We start from the raw sequence: 15,912 nt of genomic DNA, 5'->3' as shown, positions 1-15,912 counted from the left end.
TTACTCTTCCGGTGCATCGGGGAAAGCCTGCTGGGTGTAACCACCGCGCAGCGTTCCCTCGAGGTAGGCGGCCTTGCAGGCCCGCCGTGCAATCTTTCCACTGGAGGTACGCGGGATGGAACCCGCGGGGACCAGCAGGATGTCACGGGCGGTCACGCCGTGGCGCAGCGAAACCGCCGCGCGCACCGCGTCGGCGATCGGGGCCGGGTCGGCCTTGCCCGCGCCGGGACCACGTTCGGCCACGATGACCAGCTGCTCGGACGCGTCGTCGGCGTCGAACTTCAGGCCGGAATGGCTGTCGGAGGCGAAGACCTCGGCGGGCAGCTGGTTGGCGGGCACCGCGAAGGCGGCGACGAAACCGGGCCGCAGCGCCTTGGACGCCTCCTGCGCGGAGTACTCCAGATCCTGCGGGTAGTGGTTGCGGCCGTCGACGATCACCAGGTCCTTGACGCGACCGGTGATGTAGAGCTCACCCTCGAAGTAGACGCCGAAGTCGCCGGTGCGCATCCAGTCCGCGTCGGCCGTGGTGCCCTCGGTGTGCCCACCCGGCTGACGCTCGGTGACCCGGTTGCGGAAGGTCTTGGTCGACTCGTCCGGGCGTCCCCAGTAGCCGATGCCCATGTTGTTGCCGTGCAGCCAGATCTCGCCGACCTGGCCGTCGGGCAGCTCACGGCCGCCCTCGGGGCCCTCCACCGACTCGGGGTCGATGATCGCGGCCCACTGCGACAGCCCCACGTAACCGCAGGAGACCTGCGCGATGGCGTTCTCGGCCGACTGCTCCACGCGGACCATCCGGCCCCTGTTGAGCTCGTCGCGGTCGACGTAGATGTACTTGGCCTCGTCCTCGGCCTTGGTCGCCGAGACGAACAGCGTCGCCTCCGCCATGCCGTAGCAGGGCTTGATCGCGGTCTTGGGCAGGCCGTACGGGGCGAACGCCTCGTTGAACTTCTTCATCGACGAGACCGTCACCGGCTCGGAACCGTTGATCAGGCCGATGACGTTCGACAGATCCAGCGACTCGCCCGCCTTCGGCACACCACGCGCCGCGGCGTGCTCGAACGCGAAGTTCGGGGCGGCCGCGAAGGTGCCCGCACCGTCGGAGACGGCGGCGAGCTCGTTGATCCAGCGCGAGGGGCGGCGCACGAACGCGCTCGGCGACATGATGGTGATGAACTTGCCGCCGACCGCGGGCAGGATGACCGTCAGCAGGCCCATGTCGTGGAACAGCGGGAGCCAGGTGACACCGCGCGAGTTCTCGTTCATGTTCAGCGAGTTGATCATCTGCAGCAGGTTGGTGCCGACCGCGCGGTGGGTGATCTCCACACCGGCGGGCACCCGGGTCGAACCCGAGGTGTACTGCAGGTAGGCGATGTCGTCGATCGCGGTGTCGGGGCGGACCCAGGAATCACCGAGGGTGTCCGGGATGGCGTCGACGGCGATGATGCGCGGACGCTGCGCGGCGGGCAGCGAGCGGAAGAACTGGCGGACACCGGCGGCCGAAGAGGTCGCGGTGAGGATCGCCGAGGGCTCACAGTCGCCGAGCACGGCATGCAGCCGGTCGGTGTGGCCCGGCTCGTCCGGGTCGAACAGCGGCACCGAGATGGTGCCCGCGTAGATCGCCGCGAAGAAAGAGATCACGTAGTCCAGGCCCTGCGGCGCGAGGATCGCGACCCGGTCACCCGGGTTGGTCACCTGCTGCAGGCGAGCGGCCACCGCGCGCAGCCGAACTCCGAACTCCTGCCAGGTCAGCTCGTGCACCTCGCCGTCGCGTTCCCGCGAGTAGTCGATGTAGCGGTACGCGAGCGTGTTCGCATCGTTACGGGTGTGCTTCTCGACGTGATCGACCAGGGTCCGACCCTCGGGAATGATGAGGTTCCCGGTCTCGTCCAGGTAGTCGTCGAAAGTCTCTGCCATTCCTTCTTCTCCTCCGAGGCCCGGGCACCGGTGAATTTCCCAACGCACTTCGGCGCTGACACCTGTGAGGCCCCGACTCGCTATCGCCACCGGCCCCCGGACGACGCCGTGCGTACATCCTGACAACCTGCGGATTTTCGAGCGGTCTGCGCGGTGACCGCTATCGGCTAGATGTTCTCAAACCAGAGTCATGTTACAGAGAACCCCCGCTCAGTCCTCCCGCAGCAGCGGAATGACAGGCGCGAAAGCGTCCATCTGGGTGGGGAAGATACCCACATACGACATCGACGTGAGTTCGCGCACACGCTTGATCTGTTCGGCGATCTCTTCGAAGCTGCCGATCGCGACGTACGGCGAATTCAGGATGTCTTGTACCGAGAGCTCCACGTCGACCTCGAGGTCGGGGTGCAGGCCGCGTTCGATCGCGCGCAGCGCCATCTCCGCGGTCTTCTCCCGATCGTCGGTGATGACGATGGCGGTGATCGCCCAATTCAGCTCGATGTCGGCGAACCGGTCACCGGCAGCCGCCTTGACGATGTTGACCTTCTCGATCGTCTTCTCGAGCGTGATGCCCGACAGCAGACCCTTGCCGTTCTTGGTGGTCTGCGGGACGACGGAGACGATATCGGCGTGCTTGGCGGCCAGCGCGAGCATCTTCGGGCCGCCGCCACCGGTGCACAGCGGCGGACGCGGGCCCTGCCGCGGTCGCGGCGTGCCCTTGATGCCGCGCACCTGGTAGTGCTTGCCCTCGAAGTTGCACTCCTGGCCGCGCAGCAGCGTGTCCAGGATGGTCAGCGACTCGTCGAGCTTCTCCAGCCGGACGCCGGGACGCTCGTAGGGCAGGCCCGCGTTCTCGAACTCTTCCTTGATCCAGCCCGCGCCGACGCCGACCTCGAGCCTGCCCTTGGACAGCACGTCGATGGTGGCCAGGTCCTTGGCCAGCACGACGGGGTGCCGGAAGCCGTTCGCCAGCACCGACGTCCCGAGCCGGATCTTCTCCGTGGCCTGGGTGAGGGCGCCCAGCGCGGCGATCGGCCCGATCTGGTCACCCAGATGATCGGGCACGAAGAAGGTGTCGTACCCGTACTCCTCGGCCTGCTGCGCAGTCTGGACGAACTTGCGTGCGCCGCCCTCCTGCTTGTTGCCCTCGCCCGCCGCTCCGAAGCGGAACGGACGCAGCGGCGTACCCAGCGCGGTCAACTCACCGACGGGTGCGGCAGCTTCGGTCATGTACTCATCGCTCCTGGCTGTTGCACGCTGCGCGTGCTAGGCGGTGTACTCCGGGCCCGCCGGCTACTCCGCGGTAGGCGGGGAAGACGGCGCGATCATCAGCGCACTTTACAGCGTGCCGGCGAATGGGAGTGCGGATGTCACAGCGAGGCATGATCCATGGCAATCACACGCCCGCTGTGACTGTGACAACTCCGGCTTCGCGCCGCTCAGGAATGCGGTGGGTGCGGCGCGTTCTCGATCAGACCGGCGGCCCAGTTCACCGTCCACTGGGTGGCGGTGGTGCCCTGTCCGTCCACCGTGTTGGAGGCGTACAGCGCGTGGACCGGGTTGCCCGCGGAGCGGATCAGGGCGCTCAGGCTGGTCAGCGCGTTGGCCGGGCTGAGTGCCTCGCGCGGCGCGTCGCAGATCATGTCGCCGGGCGCGCAGATCGAGTTCACCTTCGGCGCCAGCGAGCCGAAACCGGCGGGACGGGCACCGGTCATGCTGATGCCGGGCACGTTGATCCCCCGCAGCGCGACCTCGGCGCCCTGGCCGGCCGGCGGCGGGTCGCCGATCTCGATGGGCTGGCCAGGTCCGGTGTCGCCGGTGCGGCGGCCGTCGGCGATCACCGTCACGCCGAGGACCTTGTCGGCCGGGACGGGACCGTTGCCCGCGCCGATCTGCGCGGCCAGGTCACCGGCGATGACAGCGCCCTGGGAGAAGCCCGAGATGACATAGGTGGTCAGCGGGCACTCCTTGTGCCGCTGGGCCAGGATGTCGGTCGCCCGCGCGGTGCCCTCGGTACGGCTGTTGTTGTAGGAGGCCTGGCCGTCCGGCGGGAACGCGATCGGGTTCGAGAACTGGGCCACGTAGGGCACGGTGTAGACCTCGAGCCGGTTGTCCGGGAACTGCGCGCGCAGCGGCCCGCTGACGCTGAGCATCAGCGAGATCGGGTTGGCGTGCGGGTTGTACGGATCGTCGTTGCTCGCCGACTCCCAGGTGCCGGGGATCGAGAGCAGCATCACATCGGGACAGTCCGCCGACTGCGACGTCGGTGGCGGCGGCCCGGGCGGCGTCGGCCCCGGCTCCCGCAACCGGCCTGCGAGCAGGTACCAGAGCAGCACGATGACGATGATCGCCAGAACGAACAGCGCCAGCACGGTCAGGCACCCCGCAGGCCAGAACCTGCGGGTACGTCGCGATCGGGGGTTCACTAGCAGTAGGTGGAGGTCGCGGCGGCGATGTAGATCTGAGCTGCCTTGTTGACGTCCATCTTGGCCGGGTCGAAGGCCGGGTCGGTGCCCGCCATCGCGGCCACGAAGGTCGCCATGTCGGCTTCACTCGCACCGGTGGCCTTCGTCGAGCAGATGTAGCTCGCCGCGGTCAGCGCGCTCGCCGGATCGGCCGGGGTGATCCCGTTCTTGCTCAGCTCGTCGAGGAAGGCCTTGTCCTTACCGGCAGCGGGCGCAGCCGCCGCCGACGTGGTCTCCGGCGCGGCCTGCGGCTGCTCGGGGGCCGCACTGGTCTCCGGCGCGGCGGTCGCGGACGGGGCGTGGTCGCCGTGTCCGCCTTCGGCGGGTGCCTGGGTGGCCGACGAAGCGGCAGCGCTCGCGCTGGTGGAGAGGGTGGGCGTCTGCGACGCGGTCGAGTCGTTGCCGCCACAGGCGGACAACAGGGCGACGGCAGCCAGGGCCGCGACCGATCCGGCAACCTTGCCAGGGATCCGATGCATGAAGATGTCTTTCCTCGATCGTTCGTCAGGGAAGCGGTCGGAGACCAGGCTAGCCGGACATTCGGCGCCGCCGGGTACCGCGCGGCGATGCTCAGAGAGTTCTCAGCCCGAGCTCACACCCCGTGGACTTCGGATTTGCCATTGCGCACGACGATGAACCCGGTCTGAAAGTTCTGCTGGATTCCGCCGGGAACGGCGAATTCGTCGGACACCGGATACCCCAGCCGTCCGTTCTCGAACCCCTGCGCACCCCAGGCGTCGGCGACCGCGCCGTTGCGCACCGACCAGGCGCCCGACAGCGGACTCCAGTAGATCTTGCCGCCCTCGAACTGGCTGTACCGCCCGAGATCCTTCAGCGGCGCCTCCTCTGCCACCGGGAAGCCGAGCGGGCTGTTCTCGAAACCGAGGGCGGCGTATTTGTCCAGGATGAAGCCGTGCACACGGTGTGCGCCGGTGGCCGCGCTGTAGAACATCGGGCCGTGCTCGAAGGCCTGCACCACGCCGTCGCGGCTGGGCGTGCGCGCCTCGGCCGCCACCGGATAGCCGGCGGGCCCACGCTCGAAGCCCTGCTTGCCCCATTCGTCGAGGATCGCGCCCCGCATCAGCTGCGCGCCGGTGTCGGGGGTCCAATAGATCGAGCCGTCCTCGAAGGTCTGCATCCGCCCGCGCCCGTCGGGCAGGCCCCGCTCGTCGCCGGTCGGCAGGCCGAGCGGCGAGAACGGCCCGCCCGCGCCCGTGTAGGCACCGCCGATGCGGCCCGCGACCGGGTGCGCGCCGGTCGCCGCGGAATAGAAGACCCGGCCGTTCACGAAGTCCTGCGCCACCGCGGGACCGAGGGGGTACTCGCCGGTGACACAGTTACCGATCCAGCTCTGCGCCACCGGGGCGATCGCACCGGCCGTCGAGCAGACAGCGCCGTTGGGGTCGGCGCCGAGGGCGGCCGCGGCCTGCGGCCAGGACTGGCGCATCTCGAAATCCCAGTACGGCCAGGTGTGCGTCCCGGACGGCCGATAGTTGACCTGTACCGGGATCGCGAGTTCACCCAGTTTGGTGACGAAGTTCTGCGTCGAGAGCCTGGACAGGATCTCGAGCCCGGTGCCCGACCAGTTGTCACTGGTCATCGGCAGCGGACCGGGCTGGTCATGCGTGCCTGCCAGGCCACTGCCCGAGGACACGTACACGCTGATCCCGCGCAGCTTGTCGGCCATGCGCTCCGGATCGTGCTCCGCCCATTCCGGTCCGCCGGGCGGTCCCCACATCGCCGTGGAGTCGAAGCCACCCACGGTGCGGACGGCGAACTCGATCGCCTGCGGCATACCGAGCGTCGTGGTGGTCAGCAGCCCGGAATACGACGCGGCGTACTTGACGAAATCCGGGTTGCGGGCGGCCAGATTCATCGCGCCGGTGCCCCCCATCGACAGACCCGCGACACCGCGGACAGCGGTGGTGCGCCAATCGCGTTCGAGTAGCGGTGGCAGTTCCTTGGTCAGGAATGTTTCCCACCGATAGTTCTTTCCATTGTTCGGTTGCAGCCAGTCGGTATAGAAACTGGACTGACCACCGACGGGCAGTACGACATTCACATTCTTATCGGCGAAGAATCCTTCCGCGTCGGCATCTTTGGTCCAGCCGTTTTCATCGTCGGCCGCGCGGAGACCGTCGAGCATCAGCAGCACCGGAAAACGCGCGTCGGGCCGCTGATGCCAATCCCTGGCAAGCAACATCTGCACTTGGATAGAGGTATTCATCGCCGCGGAGTGCACCCACAGTGCCACCCGCCGATCCGACAGCCACTCGAGGCGCTCGATCACCGAGACCGTTCCGGGCTGGGCGACCGCCACAGCTGGAAACACGGACTGGCCCAAGGGAAGCGCGATCGCCGTCGCCACGGCCAGTGGGGCGCCCAGTCGACACGCGAGGCTCCGCCGGTCAGCCGGGCCGCGGTCCCTCTCCTTCTGCGCGACTCTCATCAGGTCGTTGTACCTCGCCAGGGGCGAGATACCCGGCAGGCGCGCGGAAGTAACGACCGGTTCACTTCGCTCTGTGACCTGACCGAACGCGGAGTTGTGCAATCATCACCTCGTGCTGAACGTTCGGTCGATATCGATCTGATGCCGATTCAGCTTCCCGGTCGCGAAAAACGATTCGGCGAAAAGCCGCACACCGAAATTAATCTTGCACGGCCTGTTCGCCAGCGGCTCGCCGAACCCGTGGAATCCGCGGTCCGAGCGTGCGACCCAGCTGTCCGACAAGCAATTCCTCGCGCAGCTGGAGATATTCGCCGGTTACTGCCGGGCCCGCTGTTGCGAGCTGATGCATTGTTCACCTCCTCTCAGATTGCTCGGTCGAGCTCGGTTGGAGCAGGATTGGCGAACTCATACACGGTGGTGCTCTGATTGCGCGCCGGTGCGACCGCGGCGAGAGATTCCAGCGTCCACCGCCGGCAGCGGGTCAGTGTGACCGGCGCGTCGTCGTCGATCATTCAGCCGCCACCTCGAGCACGTCGGGGACCGCGAGCGCGGCGCGCACGTCGGCATCGAGCTCGCGTAGCTGGGTTCCGTTGTCCCATGGACCGAACGCCATGGTGTGTTCGCGGCCCTCGTCGTCGATGCGCGACCATGAGGCGTCGTCGCGTTGCAGCCACCCGAGCGTCACAGGACTGCCCGCCGAGGCTGTACCCGCAGCGGCGGCCAAAATCTGCCACAGCTCGTCTGCGGAACGCGATCCCTTCCCGGAACAGCGCCCCCGAGGGCGCGGCGAGCTTTCTACTTCGGCAGGCCCGTGCCGCGGGCGATCTGCTCGACGGTCAACATGCCGCCGGGTACCGTGAACGCATCGGGATGACTCGGCCCGTGCTGGGTGGCCTCGTCGACCGGTCGGCCGAGTGGGTCAAGTCGGTTGAGACCGGGATCAGACACCGCGGCTCGCATGGGAGGTCCGGCACGAAACTCCGGACCATCGGACCGCGCTTGGCGAGCTGCTACCCGACCTCATCCGCGCCGCCCAGCAGGCCGCCCGCGCCCCCGGACACGACCGCCGCGCCGCTCGTGCGGTGCTCGCCGGCGTCTACCAACTCACCGATTTCTACGTCGCGTGCCAACAGGATGCGGCGTTGGTGTGGCTCGTCGCCGACCGCGCCCGCGAGCAAGCCGAGGCCGCCGACGATCCGTACATGATCGCTTGCTCTGCATGGGGAATGGTGCAGGCGCTGCGCGACTCCGGCCGACGGGATGAGGCGCTGAGCCTGATCGACTCTGGCACAACGCTGCTCGCCCCGTACGTCGAGCTTGACGAGACCCCGGACGATTGGCGAGGGATCACCGGCGCCCTACACGCCGAGGGTGCACTCGCACACTCGCGCCGCGGCCGATATGGCGATGCCTGGTCGGCATGGGACCGTGCCGACGGCTGGGCTCGCAAGCTCGGCAGACGATCAGTTACAACGGCTACGCACGCGACATGCTGCTCGCGTTGCGGAAGGCGCCATCAACCGGTATGGCGCGCGACGTACGCGAGCTGTGCGAGCGTGGCGGCCTGACTGCGCTGCCCTGGCCGTGGCTCGCGCCGCCCTTCACGGGGGCGGCTGCGAGCCTTTCTCGTTGCGGGGCAACCTGCTCGGCACCTGTAGACGCGATTCAAGACCCCATCAAGTCGAGCGGTGACACAGCGAAGGCATGGCCGCGAACGATGTTCGCCACAGCCATGCCTTCGTCGATATTCAGATATTGATGCGGATCAGACGCCGAGGGCGGCGAGGATCTGCGGGCGACCGGCCCAGAGCTGGTCCTCCCAGTACTTCCAGGTGTGGGTGCCGGTGGCAGGGAAGTCGAACGTGGCGGGAACGCCGATCGACTTCAGCCGCGATTCGAACGACCGGGTGCTGATCAGGGTGACCGCCTCGATGCCCATACCGACGCCGGTATCGAAGACCTCGCCGGGGTTGCGCGGGTTGTTGTACTGACCCGGCAGGCCGCTGCCCGCGGAGATCCGCATCGGCAGACCCTTGAGCTGCGCCGCCACGGTGAAGGGGTCCATCCGCAGCCACTGCGGGCTCCACGGCGGAGCCAGCGAGTCGGAGCTGTAGGCACCCCAGCGCAGCATGGCCACCCGCACGGCTTCGCGCATGCCGGGCTGCGAGAGGTTGAGTGCGCCGGAGAACGAACCGGCGTACTTGAACTGGTCGCGGTGCATGGCGGCCAGCGACAGCGCCGCGCTGCCACTCATCGAGAGGCCGATGATGCCGTTGTTGGTCCTGGAGACACCGTAACCGGCGAGGAAGTTCGGGAGTTCCTCGGTCAGGAAGGTTTCCCACTTGTAGGTGGTCTTCTGGCCGTTGAGGCTGCTCGGCGAAACCCAGTCGGCGTAGAAGCTCGACATACCGCCGACCGGCATCACCAGGGTGACATTGTCGTTGGCGAACTGCTGCATGGCGTTCGTCTCGAACGACCACGCGTTCTTGTCGTCGCGCGCGGCCATACCGTCGAGCAGGTACAGCGCGGCGGAACCGCCGTTCTTGGCCCACTGGACCTGAACCTTCACCGGCCCCATCACCGAGGGGACCATCAGCTCTTCGTAGCCACCGGCAGGTGTCCGCAGGACGGGAGTCGCGGGCGCGGCCGAAGCCGCGACGGTGGCGGTAAAGGGCATGGTGACCGCGGCGGCGATCGCGACAAGCGCACGCAGCCTCCGGTGCAGCCGAGGATCACTGCTCGCGTCGCTCAGCACTGAGGCTGGCGTCCGGGCGAAGCGCATGGTGCGGCTCTCTTTCCGAGTTGTTCTCGACGGCGCCGGTATGCGCCCGACCGCATACCACCACGTCTATTCAATTGGCCACGCATACTTGGTTTTTCAGGTGGGGGCATGCGGCCTTGTGTCCGCGATGAAGGGTAGTCATACACCGACGTCAGTGCAACCTATCCTGGAGTTTCACCCGATATTTGCCGACAGGTCGGGAATCATGCGGAATGCTTCCGCACCCCAGGTATTCCACGCGTGAATTCCGTACGCGGGGTAGGAGTAGGTGACATTGCGTGCCCCGAGCGTGGCCATGCGGACCTCGAATGCCCGGGTGTTGGCCAAGGCCATGGCTTCCAGACCCATGCCGTTGGCGGTATCCATGGACGGGCGGTCCTGTCCCGTCGGCAGACCGGAGGCCGCGCCGATCCACAGGCGGGTGTTGTTGCCGATCAAGTTGGGCGCGAACACGAACGGGTCCATCCGCAGCCATTGGAGGCCCCACGGCGGCGCCATCGAGTCCACGTTGTATCCGCCCGCGTCGAGCATGGCCAGGCGGATGGCCTCCCGCATTCCGGGCGCCGAGATGTTCAGGTAACCGGAGAATGCACCGGCGTAGGAGAACTGATCCGGGTGATAGGCAGCCAGCGTCAAGGCGGCTGATCCACCCATCGATAGGCCGAATGCGCCGTTGCGGTCACGGCGGAACCCGAGCCGGTCGGCCAGCGCGTTACGCAGGTCGACGGTCAGGAAGGTCTCCCACTGGTACCGGTAGGTCTTGCCAGGGCCCGCAGCGAACGCGCCGGAGCCGGAGGGGCCGGCGCCGCCCGACTGGACGCCGAAGAACTCACTCGGCGAGTTCCAATCGGCGTAGAAGCTCGACATGCCGCCGACCGGCATCACGACATTGATGTTCGCGGCGGCCAGCGCGTTGGGTACGTCGGTGTTTTCCTCCCAGCCGTTGAGGCTCTCGGGGGCGCGCATGCCGTCGAGGGCGTAGACGACGCGCTGGGTGTTGCCGTCGGCGGCACGCAGGATTCGGGTCTTGATCGGGCCCATGCCGGAGTCGACCCAGAAGTCGAACGCGCCGGGATGGAATCCGGCGGACGCCGGTGCCGCGGTCCCCGCGACAACTGTTCCGATCGGCACCAGCAGGGCCATGGTTACGCCGGCGGCCCAGCGCTTCGTCCACGATCCTCGGGCCGCGGTCTCGACAGGCCCACGCTTCCGGCGCAGTGTTCGCATTCGACTCGACCTTTCTCGGAAGATCGATTGCGCAAACTCTGAGCTACGCAATCCAATCCCTCATCGGACGTCGAAAAGACTCAATCCGGGGCAAAACGGACGATTCAACCTCGACGCATGCTCACCGTGTATCAACCTCTGACGAACGCTTCCATGTTGCTGGAAAGTGACCCGCAACACAACTCGCGGTGACCTGCCGCACATGATTCGTCACCCCCTGTCCTTCGGATCGTGACGCGGACAAAGAAAACCGCCCGGTGCGTTCATGCACCGGGCGGTTTGTTCGTCGAACGGGTCGAGCTAGCCGATGTTGGCCGACAGATCCGGGATCATGCGGTTGACTTCGGTCTCCCAGTTGCGCCAGTTGTGCACGCCGGTGATCGGGAAGTCGAAGTTCGCGTTGCCGCCGCCGAGAGTGGCCATCCGGACCTGGAAGGCCCGGGAGTTCACCATCGCGAGCAGCTCGAGCGGCACGCCCTGGACGATCTCCATCGGGTTGGACACGTCGCCCGCACCCGGAATACCGCTGGCCGCGGACACCCACACGCGGGTGCCGTTGGCGACCAGACGCGGCGCGAAGACGAACGGGTCCATGCGCAGCCACTGCGGGCCCCACGGCGGCGCCATCGCGTCGATGTTGAAGCCACCGGCCGAGACCATCGCGACGCGCATCGCCTCACGCATGCCCGGCGCCGAGATGTTCAGGTAGCCGGAGAACGAGCCGGCGAAGCTGAACTGATCGGGGTGGTAGGCGGCCAGCGTCAGCGCGGCCGACCCGCCCATCGACAGACCGAACACACCGTTGTTGTTCGGGTTGAAGCCCAGCCGGCTGGACAGCGCGTTACGCAGGTTGTTGGTGAGGAAGCTTTCCCACCTGTAGGTGTTCTTCTTGCCGGCGACCTGGGCCGGAGCGATCGACGAGCCCGTCATCGCGGAGCCGGTGGCGGCCGAACCGGTCGAGCTGCCGCCCGAGCCGGCGTCGAGGCCGAAGAAGTTGCTCGGTGCGTTCCAGTCGGCGTAGAAACTGGACTGGCCGCCGACCGGCATGACGACGTTGATGTTGGCCGCGGTCAGCGCACGAGCGACGTTGGTGTCGATCTCCCAGCCGCTGAGATCGTCCCGCGCCCGCATGCCGTCGAGCGCGTACACAACGCGACCGGTGTTGCCGTCGGCGGCACGGAAGATCCTGGACTTGATCGGACCCATCTCGGAGTCGACCCAGAAGTCGAAGCCACTGGGGTCGAAGGCCGCCGTCGCCGTACCGGTGGGGCCTGCCACCGATGCACCGAGCGGCAGCACAACCGCCAGGGAAACCAACACCGACCGCTTGAGCCAGCCGGATCCCCGGGCTCTTAGACGTCCGCCACGCATTCTGTTTTTGGCCTTTCCTCGTGCGGTTCGCGCGGAACCGCGGTTGCAATGACCGCCGACTTACTACCGGCACACCAGTGCGCCGACGGGCCGTACTTCGTTGACCATATCGCTACATCGATAGCCGGACGTTACCGAAAAGAGATTTAATGGTGTACGCCACTAAGAAAAGCCTGAACAGAGGTGTAACCACTGGGCTCATGGGTACCCATGAGCCCAGTGTGACGCAAGGAGAGTACTTCAGCGGGGCGGCTCGGGGAAGGGATCCGCCAGCCCACAACGCTGGATTTCGTACTTCGGCACCCGGTCGATCCGGTACTTCGCGAAACTCAGCGCATTGCGCAGGTTGTGCTTGAACCGGTCGAAGGTGAGCGGGTCGCGGGTGGAGAGCATCAGCGCCTGCGTGTCCGGGCACGAGAACGCCGTGCGCGCCTGGGTGACCCAGTCCTCGTCCAGGTACCAGGGCATCCACGGATGGATGTCGACCATGCCCGAGTCGACCACCACCCAGTCCGGGTACAGGCTCTTGTCGTGCCCGATGCGGCCGTCGGCGAGCCGGTCCGAATGCGCGGCCAGCGGGTACGCCAGGCCCATCGGATCGATGACGCGCACGCTCAGCGGCACGTTCATGCTGGTCATGCCCAGGTTCAGGAAGTAGACCGTGTGCCCGGCGCCGCCCTCGGGGATCGGCTCCGGCGGCGGGTCGAGGTACCAGAACGTGAACGCAGGCGAGTTCAGCAGCAGGCCGCCGTCGGGGTTGGCCGCGATGTCGTTGACCATCGCCCGCATACGCGGATAGTCGAGGTAGTCCTCGGCCAGGATCGGATGATCCCTGCCGGTGTTGAGCACGTAGTAGACGCGCTCGTCGACGATGCCCGACGAACTGATCTTGGTGCCGGTCTTGATCGCGGTGGTGCTCGCCGCGTACAGCGACCAGCCCGCGGTGCCGAGCAACGCGGCAAGCACGACGACCGTCGACCAGTCACGGGGGCTGAACGCTCGCAGCCGGATCGGCACGACGGCCACCGGCAACAGCAGCAGGAACAGCTGGGTCAGCAGCATCCGGCCGTGCATGAAGTCGCCGCCGACGCGGATCGCGTAGACGGTGAGCAGCAGACCGCTGACCAGGACCAGCACGACGACCGCGCTTGGCGAGCGCAGCCAGGTCCGGAACCCGGCGACCGACCACTTCGGCCGGACCGAGACCCCGCGCGCCGCCGCGGTGACCGCACCGGCGATCAGCAGCACGAGCAGCGGAATCCACAGGTAGTACGGGCCGACCAGGTCCCAGAGGTACTTCATGCCCTGGCCCCACTTGGCCCCGCCCGCGTCCTTGGCGACCGCGGTGTTCGGGTAGGGCAGGCCGTAGTAGCCCATCCGCCAGATCTGGTAGGCCACCGGCACGATCCCGGCGACGAACACGATCAGCGCGCGCAGCGCGATCGGCCCGTACCGGAACTGCGGCATCGGGGTCAGGAAGATCATGCCGAGCGCGAGCACGCCGATCAGCGTGGCCTCCGGCCGGATCAGCGGCGCCAGACCGGCCAGGAAGACCAGCCCGAGCAGGCTCGGCACGCGAACCACCGCGGCCTGACTCCAGCGGATCAGCAGCCACCACAGCAGCCCGACCCAGCAGATGACCAGGCCGCTCTCCAGCCCGGAGGTGGCGTAGTCACGGGCGGGCGGCAGCGCGATGTAGACGAGCACGCCCGCCGGGATCAGCAGCTGACCGGCGCTGCCGCCCCACAGCCGGGCGGTGCCGAGCATGGCGAACACGATCGCCAGCAGCGAGGCCACCAGCGCGACGCCGAGCACCACGTACTCGAGCCTGGCCTGGGTGAGCCAGCTGAAGAACCAGACCACATACGTCCACGCGGTGCTGGTGTTGGCCTCGACCCGCTCGCCCATGTTGAAGACGGGGCCGTTGCCCGCGAGCAGGTTGCGCACCGTCCGCAGCACGATGAGGCCGTCGTCGGCGATCCATCGCCGCTGCCAGGCGCCCACCGTGAACAACACGACGGCGAGCACAACCCCACCGACGAAGGTGGCGCGGGACAGAATCGTGAAACGCGCGGCCGGGCGCACCGACTGCTCGTCGTCGCGTAGCCGCTCGTATTCGGTTGTTTCCTGCTCCGCTACCACGATCTCGTCAGGTGAGATAGACAGCGACACCTACCGCTCCGATCCAGGCAATAGCGAGGAACTGCAGGATGCGGTCCCCCAGCGCGATCTCTTCGGGTTCACCGGCCTCGCCACCATCGACGTCGACCGCGTAACGCAGGATTGCGATGGTAAACGGGATCATGGAGATCGAGTACCACTGGGTGTCACGCAGCTCGTCCTGCTGGAATGCCCAGAGGCCGTAGAAGATCACGACGGCGGTGGCCGCGAGGGTCCAGATGAAGCGCAGGTAGGTCGGCGTGTAGTACTGCAGCGACTTGCGGATCTTGGCGCCGGTCTCCAGCGCGATCTGCAGTTCCGCGTAGCGCTTGCCCGCCGCCATGAACAGCGAACCGAACGCCATGATCAGCAGGAACCACTGCGACAGCGCGATGCTTGCCGCCGCGCCACCGGCGACAGCGCGCAGCAGGAAGCCCGACGACACGATGCAGATGTCGAGCACGGCCTGGTGCTTGAGGCCGAGGCAGTAGGCCAGCTGGATGGCGATGTAGATGGCCATCACCACGGCAAGATGCCAGGACGCGAGGAACGAACCGGCGATCGAGCCGATCAGCAGCACCGCGGCGAGCCCGTATGCCAGGTTGACAGGGACGACGCCGGCGGCGATCGGCCGGAACCGCTTGGTCGGATGCGCCCGGTCGGCCTCGACGTCGAGCGAATCGTTGACCAGGTAGATGCCCGAGGCCGCCATGCAGAACACGACGAACGCGATCGCGACGTGCACGAGCACGCCCGCATCGCCGACAGCTTCCGGGCCGACGGCCAGCGGCGCTGCGAGCACCAGGACGTTCTTCACCCACTGACGCGGGCGCATGGCCTTGACGACGCCACCGACCAGAGTCTTCGGCGGGCCCTTCACAACACCTTCGTCGAGGACGGCGGCGGACGGTTCTTCGCTCATCTCAGCCAAGGTTCTTTCGGTTGCGGTCACTGTCGGAGTCTCTTTTCGGCGGCTAGCACGGCAGCTGCCGACGCGGCACCCAATGCGGAACCGGCGAGCACGTCGGAAGGGTAATGCACGCCGAGCACGACCCGGGAAAGGAGCATCGGCGGCACGAGCACCGCAGGCAAGGGTAGCCCGGTCAACCTGCCGAGCAACACCGCCGCCGCCGTAGTCGAGGTCGCGTGCGAGGACGGGAAGCTCAGTTTGCTCGGCGTCGACACGTTGACCTGCACCGCGGGGCTGTCCGGGCGCGGGCGCCGGACGATCCGCTTGATCACGATCGACGCGGCGTGCGCGCCGACGGCGCCGACCGCGACACCGGCCCACTGCCGACGGCGCGGCTTGTCGACCAGCCAGCCCGCCGCGGCGATGCCGACCCAGCCCAGCGCGTGCTCACCGAAGTGCGACATGCCGCGCGCGGCCGAGACGACGGCCGGGTTGGTACCGATGGTCGTCTGCACGGTGTTGATGATGCCGACCTCGAGCGGCACCTCCACGTACTCGCCTTCGCCACAGGCGCACTCGCCGCAGCAGCCTTCTTCGGCCAGCTCCAGCTCGGGCAGGTCCTGGTTCATCGCGC

General features: G+C 67.4%; 15 protein-coding genes. 1 reads left to right on the top strand and 14 read right to left on the bottom strand.

Features of this window, described 5'->3' with window-relative positions:
- From fadD32 to ACFVAV_RS16990, 8 genes are all read right to left on the bottom strand, one after another.
- Complete coding sequence (gene fadD32 / locus ACFVAV_RS17025) at positions 1 to 1,914, bottom strand: long-chain-fatty-acid--AMP ligase FadD32 (protein WP_379035840.1); 1,914 nt, start codon at positions 1,912 to 1,914, stop codon at positions 1 to 3.
- A 210-nt stretch (positions 1,915 to 2,124) separates the two neighbouring features.
- A complete protein-coding gene (locus ACFVAV_RS17020) occupies positions 2,125 to 3,144 on the bottom strand; it encodes an LLM class F420-dependent oxidoreductase (protein ID WP_379035839.1) in 1,020 nt (339 codons plus the stop codon).
- Positions 3,145 to 3,353: 209 nt separating this feature from the next.
- The gene (locus ACFVAV_RS17015) at positions 3,354 to 4,292 is read right to left on the bottom strand and encodes a cutinase family protein (RefSeq protein ID WP_379035948.1); all 939 of its coding nucleotides are present in this window, start codon (positions 4,290 to 4,292) and stop codon (positions 3,354 to 3,356) included.
- 47 nt (positions 4,293 to 4,339) lie between these two features.
- Positions 4,340 to 4,858 (bottom strand): DUF732 domain-containing protein, encoded by a 519-nt coding sequence (locus ACFVAV_RS17010; RefSeq protein ID WP_379035838.1) that lies wholly within the window; start codon positions 4,856 to 4,858, stop codon positions 4,340 to 4,342.
- Positions 4,859 to 4,971: 113 nt separating this feature from the next.
- A complete protein-coding gene (locus tag ACFVAV_RS17005; protein ID WP_379035837.1) occupies positions 4,972 to 6,828 on the bottom strand; it encodes an alpha/beta hydrolase-fold protein in 1,857 nt (618 codons plus the stop codon).
- A gap of 362 nt (positions 6,829 to 7,190) precedes the next feature.
- Complete coding sequence (locus tag ACFVAV_RS17000; RefSeq protein ID WP_379035836.1) at positions 7,191 to 7,340, bottom strand: hypothetical protein; 150 nt, start codon at positions 7,338 to 7,340, stop codon at positions 7,191 to 7,193.
- Positions 7,337 to 7,513 carry a hypothetical protein gene (locus ACFVAV_RS16995; protein WP_379035835.1) on the bottom strand — a complete coding sequence of 59 codons (177 nt, stop codon included), beginning with the start codon at positions 7,511 to 7,513 and terminating at the stop codon, positions 7,337 to 7,339. The genes ACFVAV_RS17000 and ACFVAV_RS16995 overlap by 4 nt, the downstream gene beginning before the upstream one ends.
- Before the next feature lie 110 nt (positions 7,514 to 7,623).
- Complete coding sequence (locus ACFVAV_RS16990; RefSeq protein WP_379035834.1) at positions 7,624 to 7,776, bottom strand: hypothetical protein; 153 nt, start codon at positions 7,774 to 7,776, stop codon at positions 7,624 to 7,626.
- Positions 7,777 to 7,910: 134 nt separating this feature from the next.
- Here ACFVAV_RS16990 and ACFVAV_RS16985 point away from each other — a divergent pair, with 134 nt between their 5' ends.
- A complete protein-coding gene (locus ACFVAV_RS16985; protein ID WP_379035833.1) occupies positions 7,911 to 8,396 on the top strand; it encodes a hypothetical protein in 486 nt (161 codons plus the stop codon).
- A 197-nt stretch (positions 8,397 to 8,593) separates the two neighbouring features.
- Here the strand turns inward: ACFVAV_RS16985 and ACFVAV_RS16980 are convergent, their stop codons facing one another.
- From ACFVAV_RS16980 to ACFVAV_RS16955, 6 genes are all read right to left on the bottom strand, one after another.
- The gene (locus ACFVAV_RS16980; protein ID WP_379035832.1) at positions 8,594 to 9,610 is read right to left on the bottom strand and encodes an alpha/beta hydrolase; all 1,017 of its coding nucleotides are present in this window, start codon (positions 9,608 to 9,610) and stop codon (positions 8,594 to 8,596) included.
- A gap of 174 nt (positions 9,611 to 9,784) precedes the next feature.
- The gene (locus tag ACFVAV_RS16975; protein ID WP_379035830.1) at positions 9,785 to 10,837 is read right to left on the bottom strand and encodes an alpha/beta hydrolase; all 1,053 of its coding nucleotides are present in this window, start codon (positions 10,835 to 10,837) and stop codon (positions 9,785 to 9,787) included.
- A 300-nt stretch (positions 10,838 to 11,137) separates the two neighbouring features.
- Positions 11,138 to 12,208, bottom strand: coding sequence for an alpha/beta hydrolase (locus ACFVAV_RS16970; protein WP_379035829.1), 1,071 nt, complete (start codon positions 12,206 to 12,208; stop codon positions 11,138 to 11,140).
- Between the two features lie 240 nt (positions 12,209 to 12,448).
- A complete protein-coding gene (gene zomB, locus ACFVAV_RS16965) occupies positions 12,449 to 14,380 on the bottom strand; it encodes a flagellar motor control protein ZomB (protein ID WP_379035828.1) in 1,932 nt (643 codons plus the stop codon).
- The gene (locus tag ACFVAV_RS16960) at positions 14,358 to 15,290 is read right to left on the bottom strand and encodes a decaprenyl-phosphate phosphoribosyltransferase (RefSeq protein ID WP_189032058.1); all 933 of its coding nucleotides are present in this window, start codon (positions 15,288 to 15,290) and stop codon (positions 14,358 to 14,360) included. Before ACFVAV_RS16960 ends, zomB begins: the two co-directional genes overlap by 23 nt.
- Before the next feature lie 26 nt (positions 15,291 to 15,316).
- Entirely contained in the window at positions 15,317 to 15,907 is a 591-nt protein-coding gene (locus ACFVAV_RS16955) for a phosphatase PAP2 family protein (RefSeq protein WP_379035947.1), read from the bottom strand.
- Positions 15,908 to 15,912: the final 5 nt, after the last annotated feature.

The sequence above is a fragment of the Nocardia sp. NPDC057663 genome, assembly GCF_042799895.1.
Lineage (GTDB): Bacteria > Actinomycetota > Actinomycetes > Mycobacteriales > Mycobacteriaceae > Nocardia.
The sequence above is the reverse complement of the archived record's forward strand: the minus strand, read 5'-3'. Positions and strand labels throughout refer to the sequence as shown.

Coding starts and splice junctions, on each gene's coding strand:
- fadD32 (WP_379035840.1), bottom strand. CDS start 1,914: ATGGCAGAGACTTTCGACGACTACCTGGACGAGACCGGGAACCTCATC.
- ACFVAV_RS16955 (WP_379035947.1), bottom strand. CDS start 15,907: ATGAACCAGGACCTGCCCGAGCTGGAGCTGGCCGAAGAAGGCTGCTGC.
- ACFVAV_RS16970 (WP_379035829.1), bottom strand. CDS start 12,208: ATGCGTGGCGGACGTCTAAGAGCCCGGGGATCCGGCTGGCTCAAGCGG.
- ACFVAV_RS17010 (WP_379035838.1), bottom strand. CDS start 4,858: ATGCATCGGATCCCTGGCAAGGTTGCCGGATCGGTCGCGGCCCTGGCT.
- ACFVAV_RS17005 (WP_379035837.1), bottom strand. CDS start 6,828: ATGAGAGTCGCGCAGAAGGAGAGGGACCGCGGCCCGGCTGACCGGCGG.
- ACFVAV_RS16960 (WP_189032058.1), bottom strand. CDS start 15,290: ATGAGCGAAGAACCGTCCGCCGCCGTCCTCGACGAAGGTGTTGTGAAG.
- ACFVAV_RS17000 (WP_379035836.1), bottom strand. CDS start 7,340: ATGATCGACGACGACGCGCCGGTCACACTGACCCGCTGCCGGCGGTGG.
- ACFVAV_RS17020 (WP_379035839.1), bottom strand. CDS start 3,144: ATGACCGAAGCTGCCGCACCCGTCGGTGAGTTGACCGCGCTGGGTACG.
- ACFVAV_RS16980 (WP_379035832.1), bottom strand. CDS start 9,610: ATGCGCTTCGCCCGGACGCCAGCCTCAGTGCTGAGCGACGCGAGCAGT.
- ACFVAV_RS16975 (WP_379035830.1), bottom strand. CDS start 10,837: ATGCGAACACTGCGCCGGAAGCGTGGGCCTGTCGAGACCGCGGCCCGA.